Origin of the sequence: Hydrogenophaga sp. UC242_50, assembly GCF_042697355.1 — a bacterium.
In the GTDB taxonomy this organism is placed as follows: Bacteria; Pseudomonadota; Gammaproteobacteria; order Burkholderiales; family Burkholderiaceae_C; genus Hydrogenophaga.
The window spans coordinates 579,101-598,969 of record NZ_CP170553.1 but is presented as its reverse complement, the minus strand read 5'-3'; the positions used below and the strand labels follow the sequence as shown (position 1 = coordinate 598,969).

Genomic DNA, 19,869 nt, shown 5'->3' with positions numbered 1-19,869 from the left:
CCTTCAGCGCGCCGCCGCCGCTGAGCCGGGTGAGACGCGGCCGCGCTGGCCGATCGCATCCCGATGGCGGCGGCTGCAGGGCACCGTGGAGCCATCGCGCATGGTCAGGCGCGCATCGCCGCTGTCCAGCGGCTCGATCTCGGCGACATGGTCGAGGTTCACCGCGTGGCTGCGGTGCACGCGCACGAAACGCTCCGGGTCCAGCTGCTGCAGGAACTCGGTGAACGTCGAGCGCAGCAGATAGTCGTGCCCATTGACGTGCAACCCCACGTAATTGCCCTGGGCCTGCACCCACTCGATGTCCGACGCGGCCACCAGGAACTCGCGGCGCAGCTTGCGCACCAGAAAACGCGCCGGACGCGGCGCGGGCAAGGGCGCCGCGTCGGCGCCGCCAGGGGCCGGCTCCGGGGCATCGAGCAGCTTCGCCTCGCCGGTGAGCCGCAGCATCAGAAAGCGGTAGCTCATCAGCGCCGCGACGATCAGGGCGTAACTGCGCACGTCCTTCAGGTACTCGTAAGCCAGCTGCAGCGGCCAATCGCCGAAGCCATAGCGCGCGCCCACGAGCGCGTAGGCGGCCTGGCGCAGCAACACCATGCCCGCCACATGCAGGACGCAGAACACCACGCTGGCCACCAGATGCAGCGGCAGGGCGGTGCGCAGCGTCTCCCAGCGCAGCGGCACGCCGCGCTCGAACACCACGATCGCCGGGATCAGCAGGCCGGCCGCCAGGGCGCTGGAGACCTCCCACACCACCGGCTGCCACGCGGCGACCCGCGGCAGGTCCACCCAGGCCACCAGGGTGTTGAAGGCCGCCTGCAGCGCCAGCACCCCCACCCAGAACGCCACTTCGACCCGGCGGCGGATCGCCGGGTAGCGCGCAAACCAGTCGGGTGCATAGGCCATGGCCGCCAGTCTAGGCCCGAGGGGCCGCCCCGCCCATCCCTGCGGTGAGCCACCCGTCACAGCCGGCCCACGGGTCGTCCCAAAGCGCTGCGTGGGAGCGCGCGCCGGGCCAAGAATCGGCGCCTTTCCCGTCCGACCGAGGGGCCCTTCATGAACCGCCGACACGACATCGATGCCCTGCGCGCCCTGGCCTTCGGCCTGGTCATCCTGTACCACGTGGCCATGTACTACGTCGCCGACTGGCATTGGCATCTGAAAAGCCCGCACGTCGCCGAATGGCTGCAGTGGCCGATGCGCGCGCTCAACCTCTGGCGCATGGACCTGGTGTTCCTGATCTCCGGCGTGGCCTTCGCGTTCCTGCGGCAGGGCCACGCGCCGCTGAGGCTGATCGGGCGGCGCAGCCTGCGCCTGGGGGTGCCGCTGGCGTTCGGCATGGCCGTGGTCGTGCCTTACCAGGTGTATGTGCAGGTGGTCGACAACGGCAGCATCGGGCCGGGTTTCCTGGCCTTCCTGGCGCGTTACTTCACCGGCGGCCCCTGGCCGCGCGGCGCCTTCGACGGCTGGGAGGCCGGTGTCACCTGGAACCACCTCTGGTACCTCGCCTACCTGTGGGTGTACACGGGGGTGCTGGCGCTGCTCACGCCGGTGCTGGACTCGGCCGCAGGCCAGCGCCTGCGCATAGCGTTCACCCGGCTGCGCGGCCCGGCGCTGCTGCTGTTGCCCGTGGTGCCGCTGGCCCTGTACTCGTTCACCCTCTGGCCGCGCTTTCCACCCACCCACGATCTGATCCACGACGCCTGGCTGCACGCGGTGTACTTCACGCTGTTCGTGTACGGGTACTGGATCGGGGTGGACGCGGGGCTCTGGGCCGCGCTGCGCCGCCTGCGCTGGATCGCCCTGGCGCTGGCGCTGGGCTGGTTCGCGCTGCACGTGGGCCTGCGCACCGCGGCGGTGGGCGGGGCGCCCGGCTGGCGCCTGGCGGCGCGGCTCGCGGCCGACGCTTACCTGTGGACCACCCTGGTGGCGGTGCTGGGCTGGGCCCACCACCGGCTCAACCGGCCCTGGCCCTGGCTGGGGTGGGCCAACGAATCGGTGTACCCCTGGTACGTGCTGCACCAGACGCTGATCCTGGCGCTGGCCGTGCTGCTGGCGCCGCTGGCGCTCGGGCCGGTGGCGGAGCCGGCCGTGCTGCTGCTGGGCACGGTGCTGGGCTGCTGGGTGCTCACCGATGGCCTGGTGCGCCGCTCGGCGTGGCTGCGCCCGCTGTTCGGCCTCAGCCCGCGAGCGCGGCCTCGATGTCCTTCGCCAGCTTCTCCGGCGCGTCCTGCGGCGCGTAGCGCTTGAGCACGCGGCCGTCCTTGCCCACGAGGAACTTGGTGAAGTTCCACTTGATGGCCTTGCTGCCCAGCAGGCCCGGGGCCTCGGCCGTGAGCCACTGGTAGAGCGGGTGCGCGTTCGCGCCGTTGACGTCGATCTTGCCCATCATGGGAAAGCTCACGCCGTAGTTGAGCTGGCAGAAGCTGGCGATCTCGTCGTTGCTGCCCGGGTCCTGGCCGCCGAACTGGTTGCTCGGAAAACCCAGCACCACCAGGCCGCGCGCGCCATACGCCTGGTGCAGCTTCTCCAGCCCGCCGAACTGCGGCGTGAACCCGCAGGCGCTCGCGGTGTTGACGATCAGCAAAGGCTTGCCCTCGAACTGCCGCAAAGGCACGGGCTTGCCGTCGATGGACTGGGCTTCGAAGTCGTAGATGCTGCTCATGCGGGCTCCTGGGACGGGTGTGGGTGCAGTGTGACGGATTGTGCGCCGCAGCGGGGATGTACGACGAAAGGTGCATTCGCGGGCGCTGGCGTAACGCTTCCCCCTTCCCCCGGCCTGGGCGGTGCGGGCATACTGACCCGCAACATCCAATAACGAATCTGGGGCTGGAGATGGTGGCTGCATACACCGTGGCGCTGGTGGGGTTCTCCCAGACCGAGTCGTCGACATTCGAATCGTTCTTTCGCCTGGCCTCGCGCCGGCCGCCGGGCTACCTGGTGCAGGACGAGGTCATGGACGCGCAGATCCTGATCGTCAACGCCGACAACGTGCAGGCCGTGGTGCTGGTGCGCGACGCCGAGCTGCCCGGCCGGGTGATGCTGGTGGGCAGCTCCGACGGCGGCACCGGCTGGCCGCTGCAGCGCAAGCCCGTCAAGCTGGTGCGCATGCTGGCCGCGCTCGACGAGATCGTGGGCGCCACCCGGCCCCCGCCCGCGCGGCGCCGCGCGCCCGATGCCGCGAACGGCGGCGAGCCCTTCCCGCCGTCCCAGTTCCAGGGCCTGGACGCGAGCATGCAGCTGGCCAGCGGGCGCGCGATGCCCACCCCCCAGCACCCGCCCCAGGTCGCGCCCGGCGCGGGGGCCGACCGGGGTTTTGCCCTGACCCAGCCCTATGGGGCCTTGCTGCCGCTGCCTGCTGTGGCGCCGGCCGCGCGCGTCGGCCGGCGCCGCTCGCCCGACACCGAGTTTCCGCCCACGCGGCCGCTGGTGCGCGGCGAGGTGGTTGCTGCTGCTCCCGCGCGCGGCAGCGCCGTGCCAGCGCCCGCGCCGGCCGCACGCCCTGGCGTGATGCGCATGACCGACTTCGGCAGCCTCGAAGACCTGCCCGCGCCGGCCGCGCCCCGCACCCGCTCACCCAAGTCCCGCCTCAGCGCCGACAAGGCCGCGCCCGCGCCCGACGTGCCGCGCGGCGACATGCTGCTGGTCGCCGAGAGCCTGGTGGAAGGGCGCATCCTGCTCAAGCGCTTCAAGAAGTACGGCCTGACGGTGGACTGGTCGCGCGAAGGCGCGCAGGCGCTGGTGATGCTCAAGGCCCATGCCTACCGCGTGGTGGCGATCGACCGCCTCAAGGGTGAGCCCGACGCCAACCACATCTGCCGCGCCGCCAAGCAGACCAAGGGCCCCAAGGGCGCACCGGTGGTGATCATGTTCGCGCCCACCGCGGGCAGCATGGACCGCATGAAAGCCGGGCTGGCCGGCAGCGACGCCTACCTCTCACGCTCCGTGGGCGAGGCCGAGCTCTACAAGGTGCTGGCCCAGCACCGCCTGGTGAGCCTCAACGGTTTCGCGCCCACCAACGTCGGGTTCTAGGAAGCACCCCCCGCCGCGCTTCGCGCGACCCCCTCCAGGGGGCAACACCAGCGGCCCGGCAAAGCCGGTTCCGCGGTGTTTCTGGACGGGCGTCACTTCGCGCGTTGCGCCTCAACCGTGCAGGTCGTCGCGGCGGGCGATTTCCAGCAGGCGTTCCAGTTCGTGCGGGTGCGTGCGCTGGTTGTGGCGGTGCCACAGCGCGATCAGCGCCATGCAGCCAGCCACCAGCACGCCGAACGCCGTGATGGCCGCGAACGCCGACCAGCCCATGCCGGTGGAGAAGCTGTAAAGCGCGCCCAGGCTCAGGATGCAGGCCTGCTCGTTGAAGTTCTGCACCGCGATCGAGCGGCCCGCGCCCATCAGGTTGTGGCCCCGGTGCTGCAGCAGCGCGTTCATCGGCACCACCAGGAAACCGCCCAGGCCGCCCAGCAGCACCAGGAAGGGCGCGGCCACCCAGACGTTGTCGATGAAGTTCATCAGGATCACCAGCACCCCCATGGCGATGCCCAGCGGCATCACGCGCGTGGCCTGGTCCAGCCGCATGCGCATCGACGCGACCACCGCGCCCACGGCGGTGCCCAGCGCCACCACGCCCACCAGCGACGAGGCCTGGGTGGTGCCATAGCCCAGCGCGGCGCCGGCCCAGGCCAGCACGATGTAGCGCAGGTTGCCCGAGACGCCCCAGAACAGCGTGGTGGTGGCGCAGCGAGATCTGGCCCAGGCGGTCGCGCCACAGGCGGCTGTTGCAGCGCCAGAAATCGGGCAGCAGGGCCAGCGGGTTCTTCGGCATGGGCCGCGGCGTCACGCCGGTGAGCGGAATGCGCGTGTTGAACCAGGCCGCCAGCGCGTAGACCACCACGAGCGCGGCCACCGCCGCTTCGGCCGCATGGTGGATGCCGGGCAGGTCGAGGGCCAGCAGCCGGGCCGAGATCCAGGGGCTCACCAGCTGGCCGCCGAGCAGCACGCCCAGGATGATGGAGGCGATCGTGAGGCCTTCGATCCAGCCGTTGGCCTTGACCAGCTGCGAGGGCGGCAGCAGCTCGGTGAGGATGCCGTACTTGGCCGGCGAGTAGGCCGCCGCGCCCAGGCCCACCAGGGTGTAGGCCAGCAGCGGGTGCACGCCCGCGAGCATCAGCAGACAGCCCGCGACCTTGATGGCGTTGCTGATGAACATGACCTGGCCCTTGGGCCTGGCGTCCGCGAAGGCGCCGACGAAGGGCGCGAGCACCACGTAGAACAGGGCGAAGAGCGGCACCAGGGCGGCGCTCTGCCACTCGGGTGCGCCGCGCGTGCGGAGCAGTTCGATCGCGGCCACGAACAGCGCGTTGTCCGCCAGCGAACTGAAGAACTGCGCCGTCATGATGGTGTAGAAGCCGCGCTTCATGGAGATGATTTTGTGTGCCGGGGCGTTTCAGCCAGGGGGAGCTGAGCCGATGCACCGGCCTTTTTTGTGCGACAGTTGACGGGTCTCCAGACGATGCCGGGTTATAGCACGCCACCCTGAAAATACCGGGGCGGGTTCCACCGGGTTTTCACCCGGCAGTCCAACCCGCGACTTCCCGCACGCTCCCTCGACGAAGACCGCACCCTGCCGCCATGCCCCGTCCCATCCTTGCCACCGTCCATGCCGACGCCCTGCAGCACAACCTGGCGCGCGCGCGCCACTTCGCGCCCGATGCGCGCGTGTGGGCCGTGGTCAAGGCCAATGCCTACGGCCATGGCATCGAGCGCTGCTTCGACGCGCTGCGCAGCGCCGACGGTTTTGCCCTGCTGGACCTGGCCGAGGCCGAGCGCCTGCGCGCGCTCGACTGGCGCGGCCCCATCCATTTGCTCGAAGGCGTGTTCGAGCCGCGCGACCTGGAGCTGTGCTCGCGCCTGCACCTGTGGCACACGGTGCACTGCACCGAGCAGGTCGACTGGCTGGCCGCGCACAAGACGCAGGTGCCGCACCGCATTTTTCTCAAGCTCAACAGCGGCATGAACCGCCTGGGGTTCACGCCCGCGGCCTTCCGCAGCGCCTGGGCGCGGCTCAACGCGCTGCCGCAGGTGGACGAGATCTCGCTCATGACGCACTTCAGCGACGCCGACGGCGCGCGCGGCATCGCGCACCAGGTGGCCGCGTTCGAGGCCGCCACCGCCGACCTGCCCGGCGAGCGCACGCTGTGCAACAGCGCGGCCATCCTGCGCCACGCGAAGCTGGCGCTGCGCGGGGCGCAGAGCCTGTCGGCCGACTGGGTGCGCGAGGGCATCGCGCTGTACGGCAGCGCGCCCGATTTCCCCGAAAAGCGGGTGAGCGATTGGGACCTGCAACCGGCCATGACGCTGTCCAGCCGGGTGATCGGCACGCAGACGCTGCAGGCCGGCGATACCGTGGGCTACGGCTCGACGTTCACGGCCGAGGGGCCGATGCGCATCGGGGTGGTGGCCTGTGGTTATGCGGATGGTTATCCGCGGCACGCGCCCACGGGCACGCCGGTGCTGGTGGATGGGGTGCGCACGCGCCTGATCGGGCGGGTGAGCATGGACATGATCACGGTGGATCTTTCTTCCGTTCCGTCCGCGGGGATCGGGGCGGAGGTGGTGTTGTGGGGGCGGGCCTCGTCGTCTTCCGGCGAGGTGCTGCCGATCGATGAGGTGGCTTCTTCCGCGGGCACCATCAGCTATGAGTTGATGTGCGCGGTGGCGCCTCGGGTTCCGTTTGCGCTCTCCTGATGTAAGGTTTTTCTTTCGTGGCGAGCCGGGTCTCGGCCCGGCCACACGGCACAGGCGGGATCGGATTCGGGATCGGGGGCGGGCTCCCCCTCATTCGTTCTGTTGCTTCAGCGTCCCGGCGAACAGTGTGCGAACCCGTAGCGCTCGCAGAAGGGGCTGCCGAGGATGGGCAGCCATGTCGGGATGTCGTGGAATTCGCGCGCGACTTCGGCGAGCACGGTGTCGTGGAAGGGCTGGTATTTGAAGCCTTGGCCGTCGACGGCGTAGAAGGCGACGCCGTCCACCTCGAAACGTTTGGCGCTCACGCGCTCGAAGTAGGGTTCGAAGTCCGCCAGCTGGGGTTCGTCGTAGAGGAACACGCGGATGGGCTGGCCGTCGTACCGGCGGAAGTCGATGATCTGGTCGTCCTGCCGCGCATGGTGTTTGCCCACGCCGAAGACGGGCACGTATTGCTTGTGGTGGAAGGCGAGCATGGCCGCCGGGTTGTAGGTGCGGCCCATGAGGGTGGCGCCCGCCGGCAGGTCTTTCTCCAGCGCGGCGACCACGGCGGCGGTTTCGCGCAGGAAGACCGCGCGGTCGTAGATCTTGAAGGGCTGCCACCAGGCGAGCGGTGCCCAGGCGATGGCGGCGACCACGAGCAGGTGGGGCACCGAGAGCGCCACGGTCCAGGTCAGGCAACGGCGCAGCGCGCGCGGGTCCAGCCGCAGGCCGGCCCAGACCACGAACAGCGGCACGAAGCCCAGCACCCAGTGCAGGCCGATGGTGCGGCGCGTGCTCAGCAGCGCGAACAGGATCAGCGGGAACAGCCACAGCACGGCCAGGGTGCGGGAGGTGGTGGGCGAGACGCCGGGCGCCACGCGCGCGGCGGCGGCGCGCCACAGCAGCCAGGGCGTGAGCAGGTAAAGCGCCATCGCGAGGTACACGCCGAAGGTCTCGAACGACCAGGCCGAGCCCTCGTTGCGGTTGAACACGTTGAACATCACGTTGCTCCAGCCGTGCGTGGCGTTGAAGGCGATGTTGAGCGCGATCGAGGGCAGGGCGAGCACGAAGATGAGGAACGGGCCCCACCAGCGTTCGCGCCGCCAGCCGAAGCAGTGCGCCGCGTAGGCGAAGCCCAGCAGCGCCGCGAAGTACTTGGAGAGGAAGGCCAGGCCGAGGAAGGCGCCGGCCAGCGCGTACCAGGGCGCGCTGCGCTGCGCGCTGGTGTCGGCGCGCAGGTAGCACCAGGCCGAGAGCACCATGAAGAAGATCAGCGGCGTGTCGGTGGTCACCAGCACGAACATCCACGACCAGGGCATCGCCAGGTAGACAGCGCCCGCCAGCCAGGCACTGGCCTCGCGGTCTTCGGGCAGGAAGCGGCGCAGCAGGTCCACCACGCCGAGCGCGATGAGGCTGGTGAGCAGCAGCGTGAAGCTGCGCAGCGCCAGCGGGTGGTCGCTGATCTGGCGCAGCGCCGCGATCAGCCAGCCCACCATGGGCGGGTGGTCGGAGTAGCCCCAGGACGGGAACACGCCCCACTGGTAGAAGAAGGCCTCGTCGCCGGTGATGGGGAAACCGGCGGCGATGACCAGCTTGAGCAGCAGGGTGGCGGCGAACGCGACCCAGAAGATCTGGCGCGAGGTGTGGGCGGAAAACTCGGAGGCGTGCATGGTCAGGGAATCAGGCGTCCAGGGCGAGCAGGCTCACGCCCACCACGATCAGCGTGCAGCCGGCCACGCGCAGCCACGAGAAGGGTTCGCCGAGCCAGAGCACGCCCAGCGCGAGCGTGACCACGAAGCCCAGGCTCACCAGCGGGTAGGCCACGCTCACGTCCAGCCGCGAGAGCACCCACAGCCAGAGCACGGCGCTGGCGCCGTAGAGCATCAGGCCGACCCACACCAGCGGGCTGCTGAGCGCCTGCAGGTAGGTGCCGCCGACGTCGGCGGCGGCGCTGGGCGCGCCCATGCCGCGCTTCATGGCGATTTGCGCGGCCGAAGACAGCAGCACGCAGAACAGGGCCAGGCCCAGGGCGATGGATTTCATGGGAGGGGGTGTCCTGGGTTCAGAAACCGACGGTGCGCCACGAAGCCGATGCCGCCCATCACGAGCAGCGTGGCCCAGCTGAACGGGTCTTTCAGCGCGAACTGCAGCGGGTCCTCGCCGTGCAGCTCGCGCCGCCCGGTCTTGAGCCAGATGCGCATGACCCACAGCAGCAGCACGGGCGCGGCGGCCCACAGCCAGTCGGCGTGGGCGTAGAGCTTCTGGCTGTTCTGGCTGTCGATGTAGAGCGTGAGCACCAGCACCGCCATGAAGCCGCTGGACATGCCCATGGCGCGCAGCGAGGCCAGGTCGCGCGGCTGGTAGCCCCGGCCGGGCGCGAGCGTGCTGCGGTCGTCCGCCAGCTCTTCGAGCTCGGCGCAGCGCTTGACCAGCGCCAGGCTCAGGAACAGGAAGATCGAGATCGCCAGCAGCCAGTTGGACAGGTCCACCCCCGAGGCCACCGCGCCCGCGCCGATGCGCAGCGTGTACAGGCCCGAGAGCACCAGCACGTCGATCAGCGCCAGCCGCTTGAGGTACATCGAGTAGGCGAGCGTGGTCACGGTGTAGGCCAGCAGCATCACGGCAAAGCCGATCGAGACCGCGAAGGCCAGCACGAAGGCCAGCACCAGCATGGCCGCGCCCAGCCCCACGGCGGTGGTGATGCCGATGGCCCCCGAGGCCAGCGGGCGGTTGCGCTTGATGCGGTGCGCGCGGTCGTTGGGCAGGTCCAGCAGGTCGTTGACCAGGTAGGTGGCCGAGGCGCACAGGCCGAAGGCGATGAAGGCGAGGAAGACCGCGCCCCAGAGCGCCGGGTCCAGCGAGTGCGCGGCCAGCAGCGGGATGAACAGCAGGCCGTTCTTGGACCATTGCTTGAGCCGGATCGCGCGCAGCACGGTCTTGAGGCTCAGCGGCTCGCGTTCGAACACCCGCGCCTGCGGGTGCGTGCGCTGCAGCGAGGCCACCACGCCGCTCGGGGCGTTCACCGCCACCGCCTCGGCGCTGCCGGCCCACACGTCGAGGTCGTCGCGGCTGTTGCCGGCGTAGGCCCAGCTGCCGTGCCCCTGGGCGCGGGCGTGGGCGTCGATCGCCGCGCGCTTGTTGCCGCGGCTGAGGTTGATGCCGTCGGCCTGCGCGTTGGTGCCCAGGCTGTCGTCGAACACGGCCAGGTGCGAGGCCACGTCCTGCACGATGCGCGCGTCGGCCGCGCTGGCGAGCACCAGGGGCCGGCCGCGCGCGTGTTCGTCGCGCAGGTACTGAACGAAGGGCTCGTTGTAGGGCAGGCGCGCGGGGTCGGGCCGCACCGCGCTGGCCAGCCGCTGCTTGAAGCCGGCCTTGCCCAGCGGGAGCCAGGTGAGCATGCGCAGCAGGTTCAGCGGGTTGGCGCGCACGAACAGCATGGCCGATTCGTGCAGGGTGTCGCTGCGCGTGAGCGTGCCGTCCAGGTCCACATAGAGCGGGCAGGCATCGGTCGGCGCGGGGGTGGTGTTGGGCGTCAAGGTGTGCGTCCAGGGAAGTGTGGGCCGATTTTAGGGGTCGGTCCTCACTTCCCTCGTGACGCGCCGGCCCGTTTCTCCCCGGTCCGTGCATTGCGCACGCTGCGGTGGTTTCGGCGCGCCGCGCCCGGGGGCTCAGCCCCTGACGGGTCGCGGCGGCAGCTTCAGGCGGCCGGCCAGCCAGTGCAGCGCGATCGCCGGCACCAGCAGGCACAACAGGCCCAGCGCCCAGGCGATCCACACCAGGGGCGTGACCCAGGCCATCAGGCCGCTGCCCGAGGGCAGAACCTGGCCCAGCCACTGCACCAGGCCCAGCCACGCGCCCTGCATGGTTTTCACCCAGGCCGGATCGACCCACAGGGCCAGCCAGTCGGGCACCGGCCATTGGCCCGCGGCGGTGGCCAGGTCGGTCGCCTGGCCCGTGCCCACCAGGGTCAGCAGCCATTCGGTGATCTGCACCGAGGCCGCGGCCAGGCCGGTCCAGCACAGGGCCAGCAGGCCGAACACCCCCCAGATGAGCGGCTTCATGACAGGGCTCCCACCGACCAGGCGACCCGGCGGGTCGCCGGCTGCTGCCGCCAGGCCCGGGTGAAGGTGTCCAGCAGGGCGGCTTCGCCATCGGCCTCGTGGCCGTCGGCCTGCACGATGGCCTGGCACAGGTCCACCACCAGCGTGCGCAGGGCGGGGTCGCGCACCTCGTCCAGCAGCTGCTGGCGCAGGGCGTCGTCCATGTCGGCCGAGCCGCTCCAGCGGCCCTGGGCGGCGGCCAGCAGGTCCTCGCAGAAGTGGTCGAGCACGGTCTTGAGGGCTCTGGCGCTCAGGCCCAGCCGGCGCGAGGCCCGGATGCGGTCGAGCGCGCGGATTTCGGTCAACGAGTAGTTGCCGTCGGCCACCAGGGCCATGGCCAGCAGGCGCGCGGCCGCCTGCGGGCTGTTGGTGGGATAGGTGCGCATGGGCGTCGATGTCCTTGGAGAGGGAAAGCCTCGACGATACGCAGTTTTGAACTTCGCAAAAAGCAGCAAATCAGAGAAGCAATATCCTAAAAATACGAAGCATGGACCCGGAACTCAACTACAAGCACCTGTATTACTTCTGGGTCACGGCCAAGGAGGGCGGCATGTCGCACGCGGCGGCCCGCCTGGGCATGGCGGTGCAGACCGTGAGCGCGCAGGTGCGCCAGCTGGAGCAGTCGCTCGGCCACGCGCTGTTCAAGCCGGCCGGGCGCGGCCTGGCGCTCACCGAGGCCGGGCAGACCGCGCTGGCGCTGGCCGAGCAGATCTTCTCGCTCGGCGAACAGCTGCGTGGCGCGGTGAGCGATGCCGCCAGCCAGCAGCGGGTGCGCCTGGTGGTGGGCATCTCCGACGGCCTGCCCAAACTGGCGGTGCGCGAGCTGCTCGCGCCGGTGCTGACCGAAGCGAACCTGCGCCTGCTCTGCCACGAGGACAGCTTCGACGACCTGCTGGCCGCGCTCGCGCTGCACCGGCTCGACGTGGTGCTGTCCGACCGGCCCGCGCCGGCCAACCCCAACCTCAAGCTGTACAGCCACGCGCTGGGCGCCTCGCCCCTGGGCTGGTACGCGCCCTCGGCCCTGCTGGCCCAGGCGCGGAGCGACTTTCCGCGCGGCCTGTCGCAGGTGCCGGTGCTGCTGCCCACGGCGCAGTCCTCGGTGCGCCTGCGCATCGACCAGTGGTTCGAGCGCCAGCGGGTGGCGCCGCGCGTGGTGGGCGAGTTCGAGGACAGCGCCCTGTTCGCCACCTTCGGCGCCTCGGGCATGGGCGTGCTGCCGGCCGCCGAGCGCATGCGCGAGCAGCTCGCGCAGGCTTATGGCCTGGCCTGGGTCGCGCCCTGCGACGGGGTGCAGGAGCACTTCTATGCGATCGGCACCGCGCGCAAGGTGCAGCACCCGCTGGTGCAGCGCCTGCTCAGCGCGGCGATCGCCTGAGCCGCCCGCGGCCGACCGCCACGAAGGCCAGACCCACCAGCAGGAACACCACCAGCAGGCCCAGCGCGTTCAGCAGGGTGCGTGGGTAACCCAGCGTGCGCAGCGCGATGAACGGGTAGGGGTAGGTGCCGAGCCAGAGGCCGCGCAGCAGCGCGTAGCCCAGGTAGGCCAGCGGCCAGGCGGCCCAGGCCAGCGGCGCGCGCCAGGCCATGCGGGCGGGCGGCACCGCCAGCCACCAGTGCAGCACGCCCAGCAGCGGCACGGCGTAGTGCAGGGTGATGTCGGCCAGCTTCTGCAGGCCCTGCGGATCCCACACGTGGCGCAGCAGCAGGTGGTAGGTGAGGCCCACCAGCGCGATGTTCACGGCCACCGCCGTGGCGACCCCGGGCCGCCGGAACCAGCGCCCGGCGGCGCTGCCCGGCCGCCAAAGCGCCAGGCTCAGGCTCACGGCCACCAGCAGGTTGGTGAGCACCGTGAAATAACCGAGGTAGACCACCAGCCCGCCCAGGGGCGTGCCACCTTGCGCGACGACCAGCCGCAGCGAGAGCAGCAGCTGCAGGCCCAGGCCGAACCACGCGAGCGCGGCCACCAGAAGGCTCAGGCGCGGGTGGCGCCAGGGCATGTCAGCGCGCGGCCGGGGCCGTGTTGGCGGCGCAGACGAAGACGCATCCCGGCGGTGTGCGGCCGACGAAGCGGCCGTCGGGGCACTGCAGCACATCCTGCGTGCACATGATGGGTGAGCGCTCGCTCGCGGGCGGTGTGGGTGTGGTGGTGGAGCAGGCGGCCAGCCACGGCAGCAGCGTGGCGATGCAGAGCGCGAGTTTTTTGTTCATGGTCTGCATGGTCAGCGCGGTTCGCCGCCGGTGTCAATGGGCGGGGCGGGCGGCGCGATGGCGGGTGGGGCGGCGGGCTCCGTGGTGTCGATGCCGAAGGCGGCCGCGCGCGCGCGCACCCGGGTCGCGGTCTGGATGTCCCAGACCGCCACGAACATCGCGGCGATCACCGGACCGATCACGAAACCGTTGATGCCCATGACCGCGATGCCGCCCACCGTGCTGATCAGCACCAGGTAGTCCGGCATGCCGGTGTCCTTGCCGACCAGCAGCGGGCGCAGCACGTTGTCGACCAGGCCGATCACCAGCACGCCGTACAGCGCCAGGCCCACGGCCTGCCAGACCTCGCCGGTGGCGAACAGCCAGATCGCCACCGGGCCCCAGACCAGGCCCGCGCCCACCGCCGGCAGCAGCGAGAGCACCGCCATCAGCACCGCCCACAGCAGCGCGGCGTTCACGCCCAGCACCCAGAACGCCAGGCCACCCAGCGCGCCCTGCACCAGCGCGACCACGAGGTTGCCCTTCACGGTGGCGCGCAGCACGGTGCCGAACTGCTCCAGCAGCTCCTGCTTGTCGTCGGGCGGCAGGGGGATCGCCAGGCGGATCGAGCGCACGAGGGAGCCGCCGTCGCGCACCAGGAAGAAGGCCAGGTAGAGCGCGATGAACAGGCCGATCACCAGGCCCAGCATGTCCTGCCCCAGGTTGAAGGTCTGCGTGGCGATGAACTGGCTGCCCTGCGTGAGCGCCTGCGTGAGCTTGCGCTGGATCAGGTCGAAATTGCCCAGGCCGAAGCGCGCGAGCAGGTCGGTGAGCCAGTCGGGCAGGGCGTTGAACACGCCGCGCAGCCACTGCGCGGGCTTGATCTCGCCCGACTCGATGCGGGCGTAGAGCTGGCTGGCCTCGCGCGTCAGCGAGGCGGCCACCAGCACCGTGGGCAGCACCACGATCACCACGGCGGCCAGCATGGTGGTCAGCGCCGCGAGGTTGCGGCGCTGGCCCAGGCGCGGCAGCAGCCAGCGGTTCAGCGGGGCGAACAGCAGCGCGATGATCGCGCCCCAGAGGATGGTGCCGTAGAAGGGCAGCAGGATCCAGATGAAGGCGACCGTCACCGCCCCCAGCAGCACGCGCAGCATGAGCGAACCGGAGACCGGCGACATGGACGGCGGGCTGGGGCGGGGCGGCTCGGGCGTCTGGGCCGGTGGCGCTTCGTTGGAAGGTGGCATGGGCGCTGAGGGAGAAAAAGGGTGCTCAAAGTATGGGGCCGATTGCGCCACCCTTGGAAAGCTGTTTAAATGCCATCCATATGGAATCCATATGGATGGTGAAATGACCGACCGAACCCTCGAACCCAAGCCCCGCATCGGGGACTCCGAAAAGATGACCGTGAACCTCGGCGTGGTCGATCTTGGCCAGGTGGACCTGCTGGTGCAGGAAGGTTTCTATTCGAACCGGTCCGACCTGGTCCGCACGGCGGTGCGCAACCTGCTGACCCAGCACGGCGACACCTTGCGGCAGACCGTCGCGCGCCGCACCCTCACTTTGGGCCTGCAGCACCTCGGCCGGGCCGATCTCGAGCGCGCCGTGGCGGCGGGCGAGCGCCTGCGCGTGCAGGTCGTGGGCCTGGCGCGCATCGACGACGACGTCACGCCCGAGCTCGCGCGCGCCGCGATCGAGTCGGTCTCGGTGCTCGGCGCCTTCCACGCCAGCGCCGCGGTGCGCCGCGCGCTGGCCGACCGCACCGTCTGAACCGGTTTTTTTCCTCTGTCTTCCTCCTTCGAAAGCGCCCATGACCCCCCATCCCACGATCCCGGTGAGCGTGCAGCACACCATTGAGCAGGCCCTGGCCCGCGCCGGGCTGGACGGTCGCCCGGGCCCGTTGCAGGGGGTCACCGACACCATCCGCCAAGCGCTGGCGGGCGCCGGTCTGGCCGACGTGTTCGCGCCGCGCCGCCCGGCCCCGTCCCCCACGGCCGCTGGGGGCGCCGAGGTCATTGACGTCGTCGCACGCGACCCGGGCGAGGGCCAGTTCCTGCGCCGCCGCTTCACCCATCCCACCGGGTCGCGCGACTACAAGCTCTACCTGCCCGCCGCGCGCGCCGGCGCGGCCAGCGCCGCGCCCCTGCCGCTGGTGGTGATGCTGCATGGCTGCACGCAGTCGGCGGACGACTTCGCCGCCGGCACGCAGATGAACCGCCTGGCCGACGCCCAAGGTTGTCTGGTGGTCTACCCCGAGCAGCCCGCGGGCGCCAACCCATCGCGCTGCTGGAACTGGTTCCGCGCCGAGGACCAGGGGCGCGAGGGCGGCGAGCCCGCGCTCATCGCGGGCATCGTGCGGGCCGTGGCGGCCGAGCACGCGGTGGACCCGCGCCGCATCTTCGTGGCCGGCCTCTCGGCCGGCGCGGCAATGGCGGTGATCCTGGGCGAGACGCACCCCGATCTGTTCGCCGCCGTGGGCGTGCATTCGGGCCTGCCCTACCGCAGCGCGAGCGACATCCCCTCGGCGCTGGCCGCGATGAAGGGGCGGGGCGCGGCCGCGCCGCCGCCCACCGGGCGGGCCGTGCCCACCATCGTCTTCCATGGCGACCGCGACCACACCGTGCAGGCGCGCAATGGCGAGCGCGTCGTCGAACACGCCGCCCAGGCCCACGGCCCGCAAGGCCTGCACGTCCACACCGAGACGGCCACCGTGCCCGGTGGCCGGCGCTACACCCGCACCGTGCACGCCGACGCGGCGGGCCGGCCCTGGGTGGAGTGGTGGACCCTGCACGGCGCCGGCCATGCCTGGTCGGGCGGGCATGCGTCGGGTTCGTACACCGACGGCAGCGGCCCCGACGCCTCGGCCGAGATGCTGCGCTTCTTCCTGGCCCAGTCGCCCGCGCCATGACGCCGCCACGCTCCTTTTCCGCATCGCTGGCCGCGCGCGCCGGCCTGCTGCTGGCCCGTTTCGACGGCGCGGTGATGCGCGTCGAGTCCACCCGGCCCATCGCCGAGGGGTCTGGGGCTCGCCGTGCCTTGGCCCCCGCCACCTGGGCGGCCCTGCAGGCGTGGTGCTTCACAGACGAGCGCTTTGCGCTGGCGCAGCGCTGGCGCAGGGGCCAGCGGCCGAGCGGGCCGGGCTGGTCGAGGCGTTCTCGCGTCGGCTCGACGGCAGCGACCAGCTCGCCGCCGCCGGTGGTGCGCTCGCGGGCCTGCTGCTGCGCCTGCGCGTGAAGGGCCAGGACGCGATGTGGTGGCGCCAACGCCAACCCTCGGACCCCTGGGACGCCGGTTACCTGATCGGCGAACCGCAGGCCCTGCGCGCGTTCCGGCCGCGCCGCGCCACCCTGATGGTGGCCGAGGAGGAGGGGGTGGACGGGGCCGCGCTGAGCGAGGCCGTGCAGACCCTGGCCGCGAACAGCGCGGGCTTTCACCAGCCGGTGCGGCTGCTGGTGCTGGGCCGCAGCATCGACGCCCGGGCCTGGTCCAGCAGGCCGAGCAATTCCGTCGGCCATCACCGAGATCGCCTGGCCTTCCGAGGCCGTCGGCCCGGCCGCGAGCGCCTCCACCGCCAGCGCCAGCCGGTAGGCCCGCTCCAGGGCCTCGGCCAGGGCCAGCGCGTCGGGGCCGGGCGGCATGGGGGTCCCTACAGGGCGCGCGCCAGCATCAGCGCACCCAGGGCGATGAACACGCTGTAGAGCGCGCGCTGGAACACCAGCAGCGGCAGGCGCCGGCGCAGCACCGAGCCGAGCCAGAGCCCGGTGAAGGCCGCCCCCAGCGCGATGGCGTGGCCCGCCAGCGGCACCGCCGCGCCGCTGAGCACGGCCAGTGGCCCGAGCCGCAACGCCAGGGCCAGCGTGGCGCACCAGGAAACTCAGGCCCAGGGCCTGGATCATCACCTCCTTCTCCAGCCGCAGCGACTGCAGGTACGGCACCATGGGCATCACGAACACCCCGGTGGCGGCGGTGAGCAGGCCCGAGAGCGCGCCCGCCACGCCGCCCAGCGGGCGCGCGAAGCGGCCTGGATCGGGCAGGGCCGCCCTGGCCAGGCCCCACAGGCCGTAGGCCACCAGCACCGTGCCCAGGGTGAGGCGCGCGCCCGCGCCGGCGCTGCCCAGATCGGGCAGCGGGCTGAACACCGTGGCCGCCGCCAGCATCAGCCACATGGGCCACAGGCGGCGCGCCAGGGCACGGGCGTGCGGCCCGATGCATTGGGCGATGTTCGTCAACAGCGAAGGCAGCAGCATCAGCGTGGCCGCGGCGGCGGTGGGCATGAACAGGCCGAGCAGCGCGACGGAGAAGGTCGGCAGGCCCATGCCGGAAATGCCCTTGACCGCGCCAGCGGCCAGAAAAACGACGGCGATCAGCCCGAGCAGCGAGAGGTCCATGGGGCGGCATGGTGCGGTCCGGGGCCCGGTCTGTCCATCGCGCATCGCCAGAGGTATCCTTCGCCGATTCCGGAGGATCGCCCATGACCGCCCCCCGCGCCGCGCCCACCTACCGCGTCGACCCGTTCGACCTGCGCCTGTTCGCCGCCGTCGTGGAGCACGGCTCCATCACCGCCGGGGCGCGCCACATCCACCTCTCGCTGGCCGCAGCGAGCACGCGGCTGCAGCAGCTGGAGCACGCGCTCGGCGCCACCCTGCTGCGGCGCTCCAAACAGGGCGTGCGCACCACCGACGCCGGCCGCACCTTGCTGCTGCACGCGGCGCGCCTGCAGCGCGGCATGGAAGCGCTGCACGCCGACATGGCGGCCCATGCCCACGGCGTGCGCAGCACGGTGCGAGTGATCTGCAACACCGCCGCCATGACCGAGCACCTGCCGGGGCTGCTCGGCCGCTTCCTGGTCGAGCACCCGGACATCGACGTCGACCTGCGCGAACTCAGCAGCCTCGACGCGCTGCTCGGCATGCGCCAGGAGCAGGCCGACATCGGCATCGTGTCCGACCACGTGGGCACCGAAGGCCTGGCGCACCCGGGTCTTCCGCGAAGACCGGCTGGTGGCGGTGCTGCCCCGGCAGGGCGCGCGCGCCACGCGCCGACCGCTGCCTTTCGTGGACTTGCTGGACCGCCCCTTCGTCGGGCTGCCGGTGGAGAGCGGCCTGAGCCGCCTGCTGCACGACCAGGCCTTGCAGCATGGCCGGGGCCTGCACCACCGGGTGCGGGTGCGCGGGCTGGACGCGGTGATGCAGCTGGTGGGCGAGGGCGTGGGCGTGGCGGTGGTGCCGCAGGCCACGGCGCTGCGCCTGGCGAACGAGCGCGTGGTGGTGCGCCCGCTCGGCGATGCCTGGGCCACGCGGCGTCTGCTGCTCTGCACGGCGGGCGATGCGCCGCCCGGCGCGGGGGCGGCGGCCCTGCACGCCTTCCTCGCCCGGCACAGCGAGGCCTAGGGCCGGCCGCCGCGCCGAGGTCCACGCCAGTGGGTGGCCGCGCCGAGGCGCCGTGAGGGTCTCTCGGCGCTTTTTTCATGGCGAAACGCCGTGCAATCCCTCCCAACCGTTCGTCGGATTGATTTTTAACAATCTTTTAACTAATTGTTAACTAATATAAGTGAGTGAGTGCTCGCGGCTGCTATCGAATATAGAGCTGAAAATTTGTCCAAAATTTGGATGGTATTTCAAAAAACAAAATAAAAACAACAATCTTTTAACAATTGAATTCATGCTCAGGCATGTTTTTTCCTACAGCACTTTTTCAAATTCATGACTTTTAACGCACTAATTAAGTCGTGAATTTGTAACAAGCTGCACGTCCCGATACAGTGCGCACTTGTAACCAAATGCATTGAAGTGCCTGGGCCCCGGTCCATGCGCCGCCGTGCGATGGCGTTTCAGGTCCACCGGGCCGGGCGCCCCAAGGGACACGCGACGGTCGTTCGCGTGCCACTCAGAGGGAAAAAACATGCTTCGATTTTTTGCACGTGGCCAGGCCACGGGTGAGGGCGCGCCTGCGCGTTCGCCAGCCTTCCTGCGCGCGTTCGGCCGGCCCGTTCGCGCGCTCGGCCTGTGGGCGGCGGCCACGGTGTTCTCGGTGGGCGCGGCCCAGGCCACGCTGGTGGTGAGCCAGGCGGTGAGCGCCAGCACGATCGCGGTGGGCGACCGCACGCGACTGACCATCACCATCAGCAACAGCGACACGCAGGAAGACAACGCCGCGCTGACCAACACCCTGCCGCCGCAGCTGCGGTTCTATCCCGCCGGCCATCCGGGCTACGTGGCCCCCACGAGCACCTGCGCCGGCGCGTCGATCAACCTCGGCGCGGGCCCCGGCGGCGTCGACCGGCTCCAGGTCAGCGGCTTCACCATCCCGCCCCACGTCGGCGGCGTGGACGGCAGCTGCACGATCTCGGTGGACCTCACCTCCTACGACGGCGGAGACATCTGGGACAACGTCATCAACCCCGGCGACCTCTCGCCCGCGGCGGTCTCGGCGGCGACGCAAAGCGTGTCGGTCACCGAACTCAGGAACCCCACGGTGTCCAAGAACCTGGGCGGCGCCACGCTCACCCAGGGCCTCTCGCGCACCGCGACCATCACGCTGAGCAACCCCAACAGCGCGTACAACATCCCGCTGACCAGCTTCACCGACAACCTGCCTTCCAACCTGCAGGTCACCGGCGTGGTCTCCAACACCTGCGGCAGCACGGCAGGTTTCACGGCCAGCAGCGTCACCCTCACCGGCGGCGCGATTCCCGCCGGCTCACCCGGCACCTGCCAGCTGCAATTCACCGTGCGCGGCGTGCTGCCGGCCGCCACCGCCTCGCTGGCCGACGTCAACAGCCTGCCCGCCGGCGCCGTGGGCAACACGCGTGGCCTGACCTCGCCCGCGGACACCACCAACATCACCGTCAACAGCCCGATCACGG

At 70.9% G+C, this 19,869-nt stretch carries 19 protein-coding genes and 3 pseudogenes; 8 read left to right on the top strand and 14 right to left on the bottom strand.

The features are described from left to right. Nucleotides 1-3 precede the first annotated feature (3 nt). Nucleotides 4-903, bottom strand: a complete 900-nt coding sequence (locus ACFJGX_RS03100; protein WP_382327716.1) for a LytTR family DNA-binding domain-containing protein — start codon at nt 901-903, stop codon at nt 4-6. 150 nt (nt 904-1,053) lie between these two features. Here ACFJGX_RS03100 and ACFJGX_RS03095 point away from each other — a divergent pair, with 150 nt between their 5' ends. Beyond that, nucleotides 1,054-2,247 (top strand): acyltransferase, encoded by a 1,194-nt coding sequence (locus ACFJGX_RS03095; RefSeq protein ID WP_382322749.1) that lies wholly within the window; start codon nt 1,054-1,056, stop codon nt 2,245-2,247. Here the strand turns inward: ACFJGX_RS03095 and ACFJGX_RS03090 are convergent. After that, nucleotides 2,177-2,662 (bottom strand): glutathione peroxidase, encoded by a 486-nt coding sequence (locus ACFJGX_RS03090; RefSeq protein ID WP_382163347.1) that lies wholly within the window; start codon nt 2,660-2,662, stop codon nt 2,177-2,179. The two genes, ACFJGX_RS03095 and ACFJGX_RS03090, sit on opposite strands and share 71 nt — an antisense overlap. Nucleotides 2,663-2,835: 173 nt before the next feature. Here ACFJGX_RS03090 and ACFJGX_RS03085 point away from each other — a divergent pair, with 173 nt between their 5' ends. Further along, nucleotides 2,836-4,029, top strand: a complete 1,194-nt coding sequence (locus ACFJGX_RS03085; RefSeq protein ID WP_382327714.1) for a hypothetical protein — start codon at nt 2,836-2,838, stop codon at nt 4,027-4,029. Between the two features lie 111 nt (nt 4,030-4,140). On the opposite strand, the pseudogene lplT reads toward ACFJGX_RS03085, so the two are convergent. After that, nucleotides 4,141-5,413 (bottom strand): annotated as a pseudogene (gene lplT / locus ACFJGX_RS03080) (lysophospholipid transporter LplT). A gap of 212 nt (nt 5,414-5,625) precedes the next feature. On the opposite strand from lplT, the gene alr reads away from it, so the two are divergent. Then, nucleotides 5,626-6,741 (top strand): alanine racemase, encoded by a 1,116-nt coding sequence (gene alr, locus ACFJGX_RS03075; RefSeq protein WP_382322751.1) that lies wholly within the window; start codon nt 5,626-5,628, stop codon nt 6,739-6,741. Between the two features lie 107 nt (nt 6,742-6,848). On the opposite strand, the gene ACFJGX_RS03070 is transcribed toward alr, so the two are convergent. From ACFJGX_RS03070 to ACFJGX_RS03050, 5 genes are all read right to left on the bottom strand, one after another. After that, on the bottom strand, nt 6,849-8,390 hold the full coding sequence (locus ACFJGX_RS03070; RefSeq protein WP_382322752.1) for an ArnT family glycosyltransferase: 1,542 nt from the start codon (nt 8,388-8,390) through the stop codon (nt 6,849-6,851). Nucleotides 8,391-8,400: 10 nt separating this feature from the next. After that, nucleotides 8,401-8,763: an SMR family transporter gene (locus ACFJGX_RS03065; RefSeq protein ID WP_382163338.1), complete on the bottom strand. Its 363-nt coding sequence runs from the start codon at nt 8,761-8,763 to the stop codon at nt 8,401-8,403. After that, nucleotides 8,760-10,256 carry a UbiA family prenyltransferase gene (locus ACFJGX_RS03060; protein WP_382327712.1) on the bottom strand — a complete coding sequence of 499 codons (1,497 nt, stop codon included), beginning with the start codon at nt 10,254-10,256 and terminating at the stop codon, nt 8,760-8,762. Before ACFJGX_RS03060 ends, ACFJGX_RS03065 begins: the two co-directional genes overlap by 4 nt. 132 nt (nt 10,257-10,388) lie before the next feature. Beyond that, nucleotides 10,389-10,781: a hypothetical protein gene (locus ACFJGX_RS03055; protein ID WP_382322754.1), complete on the bottom strand. Its 393-nt coding sequence runs from the start codon at nt 10,779-10,781 to the stop codon at nt 10,389-10,391. Further along, nucleotides 10,778-11,206, bottom strand: coding sequence for a TerB family tellurite resistance protein (locus ACFJGX_RS03050; protein WP_382322755.1), 429 nt, complete (start codon nt 11,204-11,206; stop codon nt 10,778-10,780). Before ACFJGX_RS03050 ends, ACFJGX_RS03055 begins: the two co-directional genes overlap by 4 nt. Before the next feature lie 101 nt (nt 11,207-11,307). Here ACFJGX_RS03050 and ACFJGX_RS03045 point away from each other — a divergent pair, with 101 nt between their 5' ends. Continuing rightward, complete coding sequence (locus ACFJGX_RS03045) at nt 11,308-12,195, top strand: LysR family transcriptional regulator (protein WP_382327710.1); 888 nt, start codon at nt 11,308-11,310, stop codon at nt 12,193-12,195. Here ACFJGX_RS03045 and ACFJGX_RS03040 read toward each other — a convergent pair. The 3 genes from ACFJGX_RS03040 to ACFJGX_RS03030 are packed head-to-tail and all read right to left on the bottom strand — an operon-like array spanning nt 12,176 to nt 14,185. Continuing rightward, nucleotides 12,176-12,817, bottom strand: coding sequence for a Pr6Pr family membrane protein (locus ACFJGX_RS03040; protein ID WP_382327708.1), 642 nt, complete (start codon nt 12,815-12,817; stop codon nt 12,176-12,178). The two genes, ACFJGX_RS03045 and ACFJGX_RS03040, sit on opposite strands and share 20 nt — an antisense overlap. A 1-nt stretch (nt 12,818) precedes the next feature. Then, nucleotides 12,819-13,037, bottom strand: coding sequence for a hypothetical protein (locus ACFJGX_RS03035; protein WP_382327706.1), 219 nt, complete (start codon nt 13,035-13,037; stop codon nt 12,819-12,821). A 2-nt stretch (nt 13,038-13,039) separates the two neighbouring features. After that, nucleotides 13,040-14,185 (bottom strand): AI-2E family transporter, encoded by a 1,146-nt coding sequence (locus ACFJGX_RS03030; protein WP_382325822.1) that lies wholly within the window; start codon nt 14,183-14,185, stop codon nt 13,040-13,042. Between the two features lie 169 nt (nt 14,186-14,354). Between ACFJGX_RS03030 and ACFJGX_RS03025 the strand changes: the two genes are divergently transcribed. The 3 genes from ACFJGX_RS03025 (at nt 14,355) to ACFJGX_RS03015 (ending at nt 16,702) form a co-directional block, all read left to right on the top strand. Then, complete coding sequence (locus ACFJGX_RS03025; protein ID WP_382322760.1) at nt 14,355-14,774, top strand: CopG family transcriptional regulator; 420 nt, start codon at nt 14,355-14,357, stop codon at nt 14,772-14,774. 40 nt (nt 14,775-14,814) lie between these two features. Then, nucleotides 14,815-15,912 (top strand): alpha/beta hydrolase family esterase, encoded by a 1,098-nt coding sequence (locus tag ACFJGX_RS03020; protein ID WP_382322761.1) that lies wholly within the window; start codon nt 14,815-14,817, stop codon nt 15,910-15,912. Nucleotides 15,913-16,075: 163 nt separating this feature from the next. Continuing rightward, nucleotides 16,076-16,702, top strand: a complete 627-nt coding sequence (locus tag ACFJGX_RS03015) for a hypothetical protein (protein WP_382327705.1) — start codon at nt 16,076-16,078, stop codon at nt 16,700-16,702. Here the strand turns inward: ACFJGX_RS03015 and ACFJGX_RS03010 are convergent. Both ACFJGX_RS03010 and ACFJGX_RS03005 read right to left on the bottom strand, forming a co-directional pair. Next, nucleotides 16,651-16,848 carry a hypothetical protein gene (locus ACFJGX_RS03010; protein ID WP_382325912.1) on the bottom strand — a complete coding sequence of 66 codons (198 nt, stop codon included), beginning with the start codon at nt 16,846-16,848 and terminating at the stop codon, nt 16,651-16,653. The genes ACFJGX_RS03015 and ACFJGX_RS03010 overlap by 52 nt on opposite strands. Nucleotides 16,849-16,933: 85 nt before the next feature. After that, nucleotides 16,934-17,320, bottom strand: a pseudogene (locus ACFJGX_RS03005) (sulfite exporter TauE/SafE family protein); the annotation flags it as partial. Between the two features lie 80 nt (nt 17,321-17,400). Between ACFJGX_RS03005 and ACFJGX_RS03000 the strand changes: the two are divergent. Continuing rightward, a pseudogene (locus tag ACFJGX_RS03000) lies at nt 17,401-18,394 on the top strand (LysR family transcriptional regulator). A gap of 972 nt (nt 18,395-19,366) precedes the next feature. Here the strand turns inward: ACFJGX_RS03000 and ACFJGX_RS02995 are convergent. Next, nucleotides 19,367-19,867 (bottom strand): hypothetical protein, encoded by a 501-nt coding sequence (locus tag ACFJGX_RS02995; protein WP_382327703.1) that lies wholly within the window; start codon nt 19,865-19,867, stop codon nt 19,367-19,369. Nucleotides 19,868-19,869 lie beyond the last annotated feature (2 nt).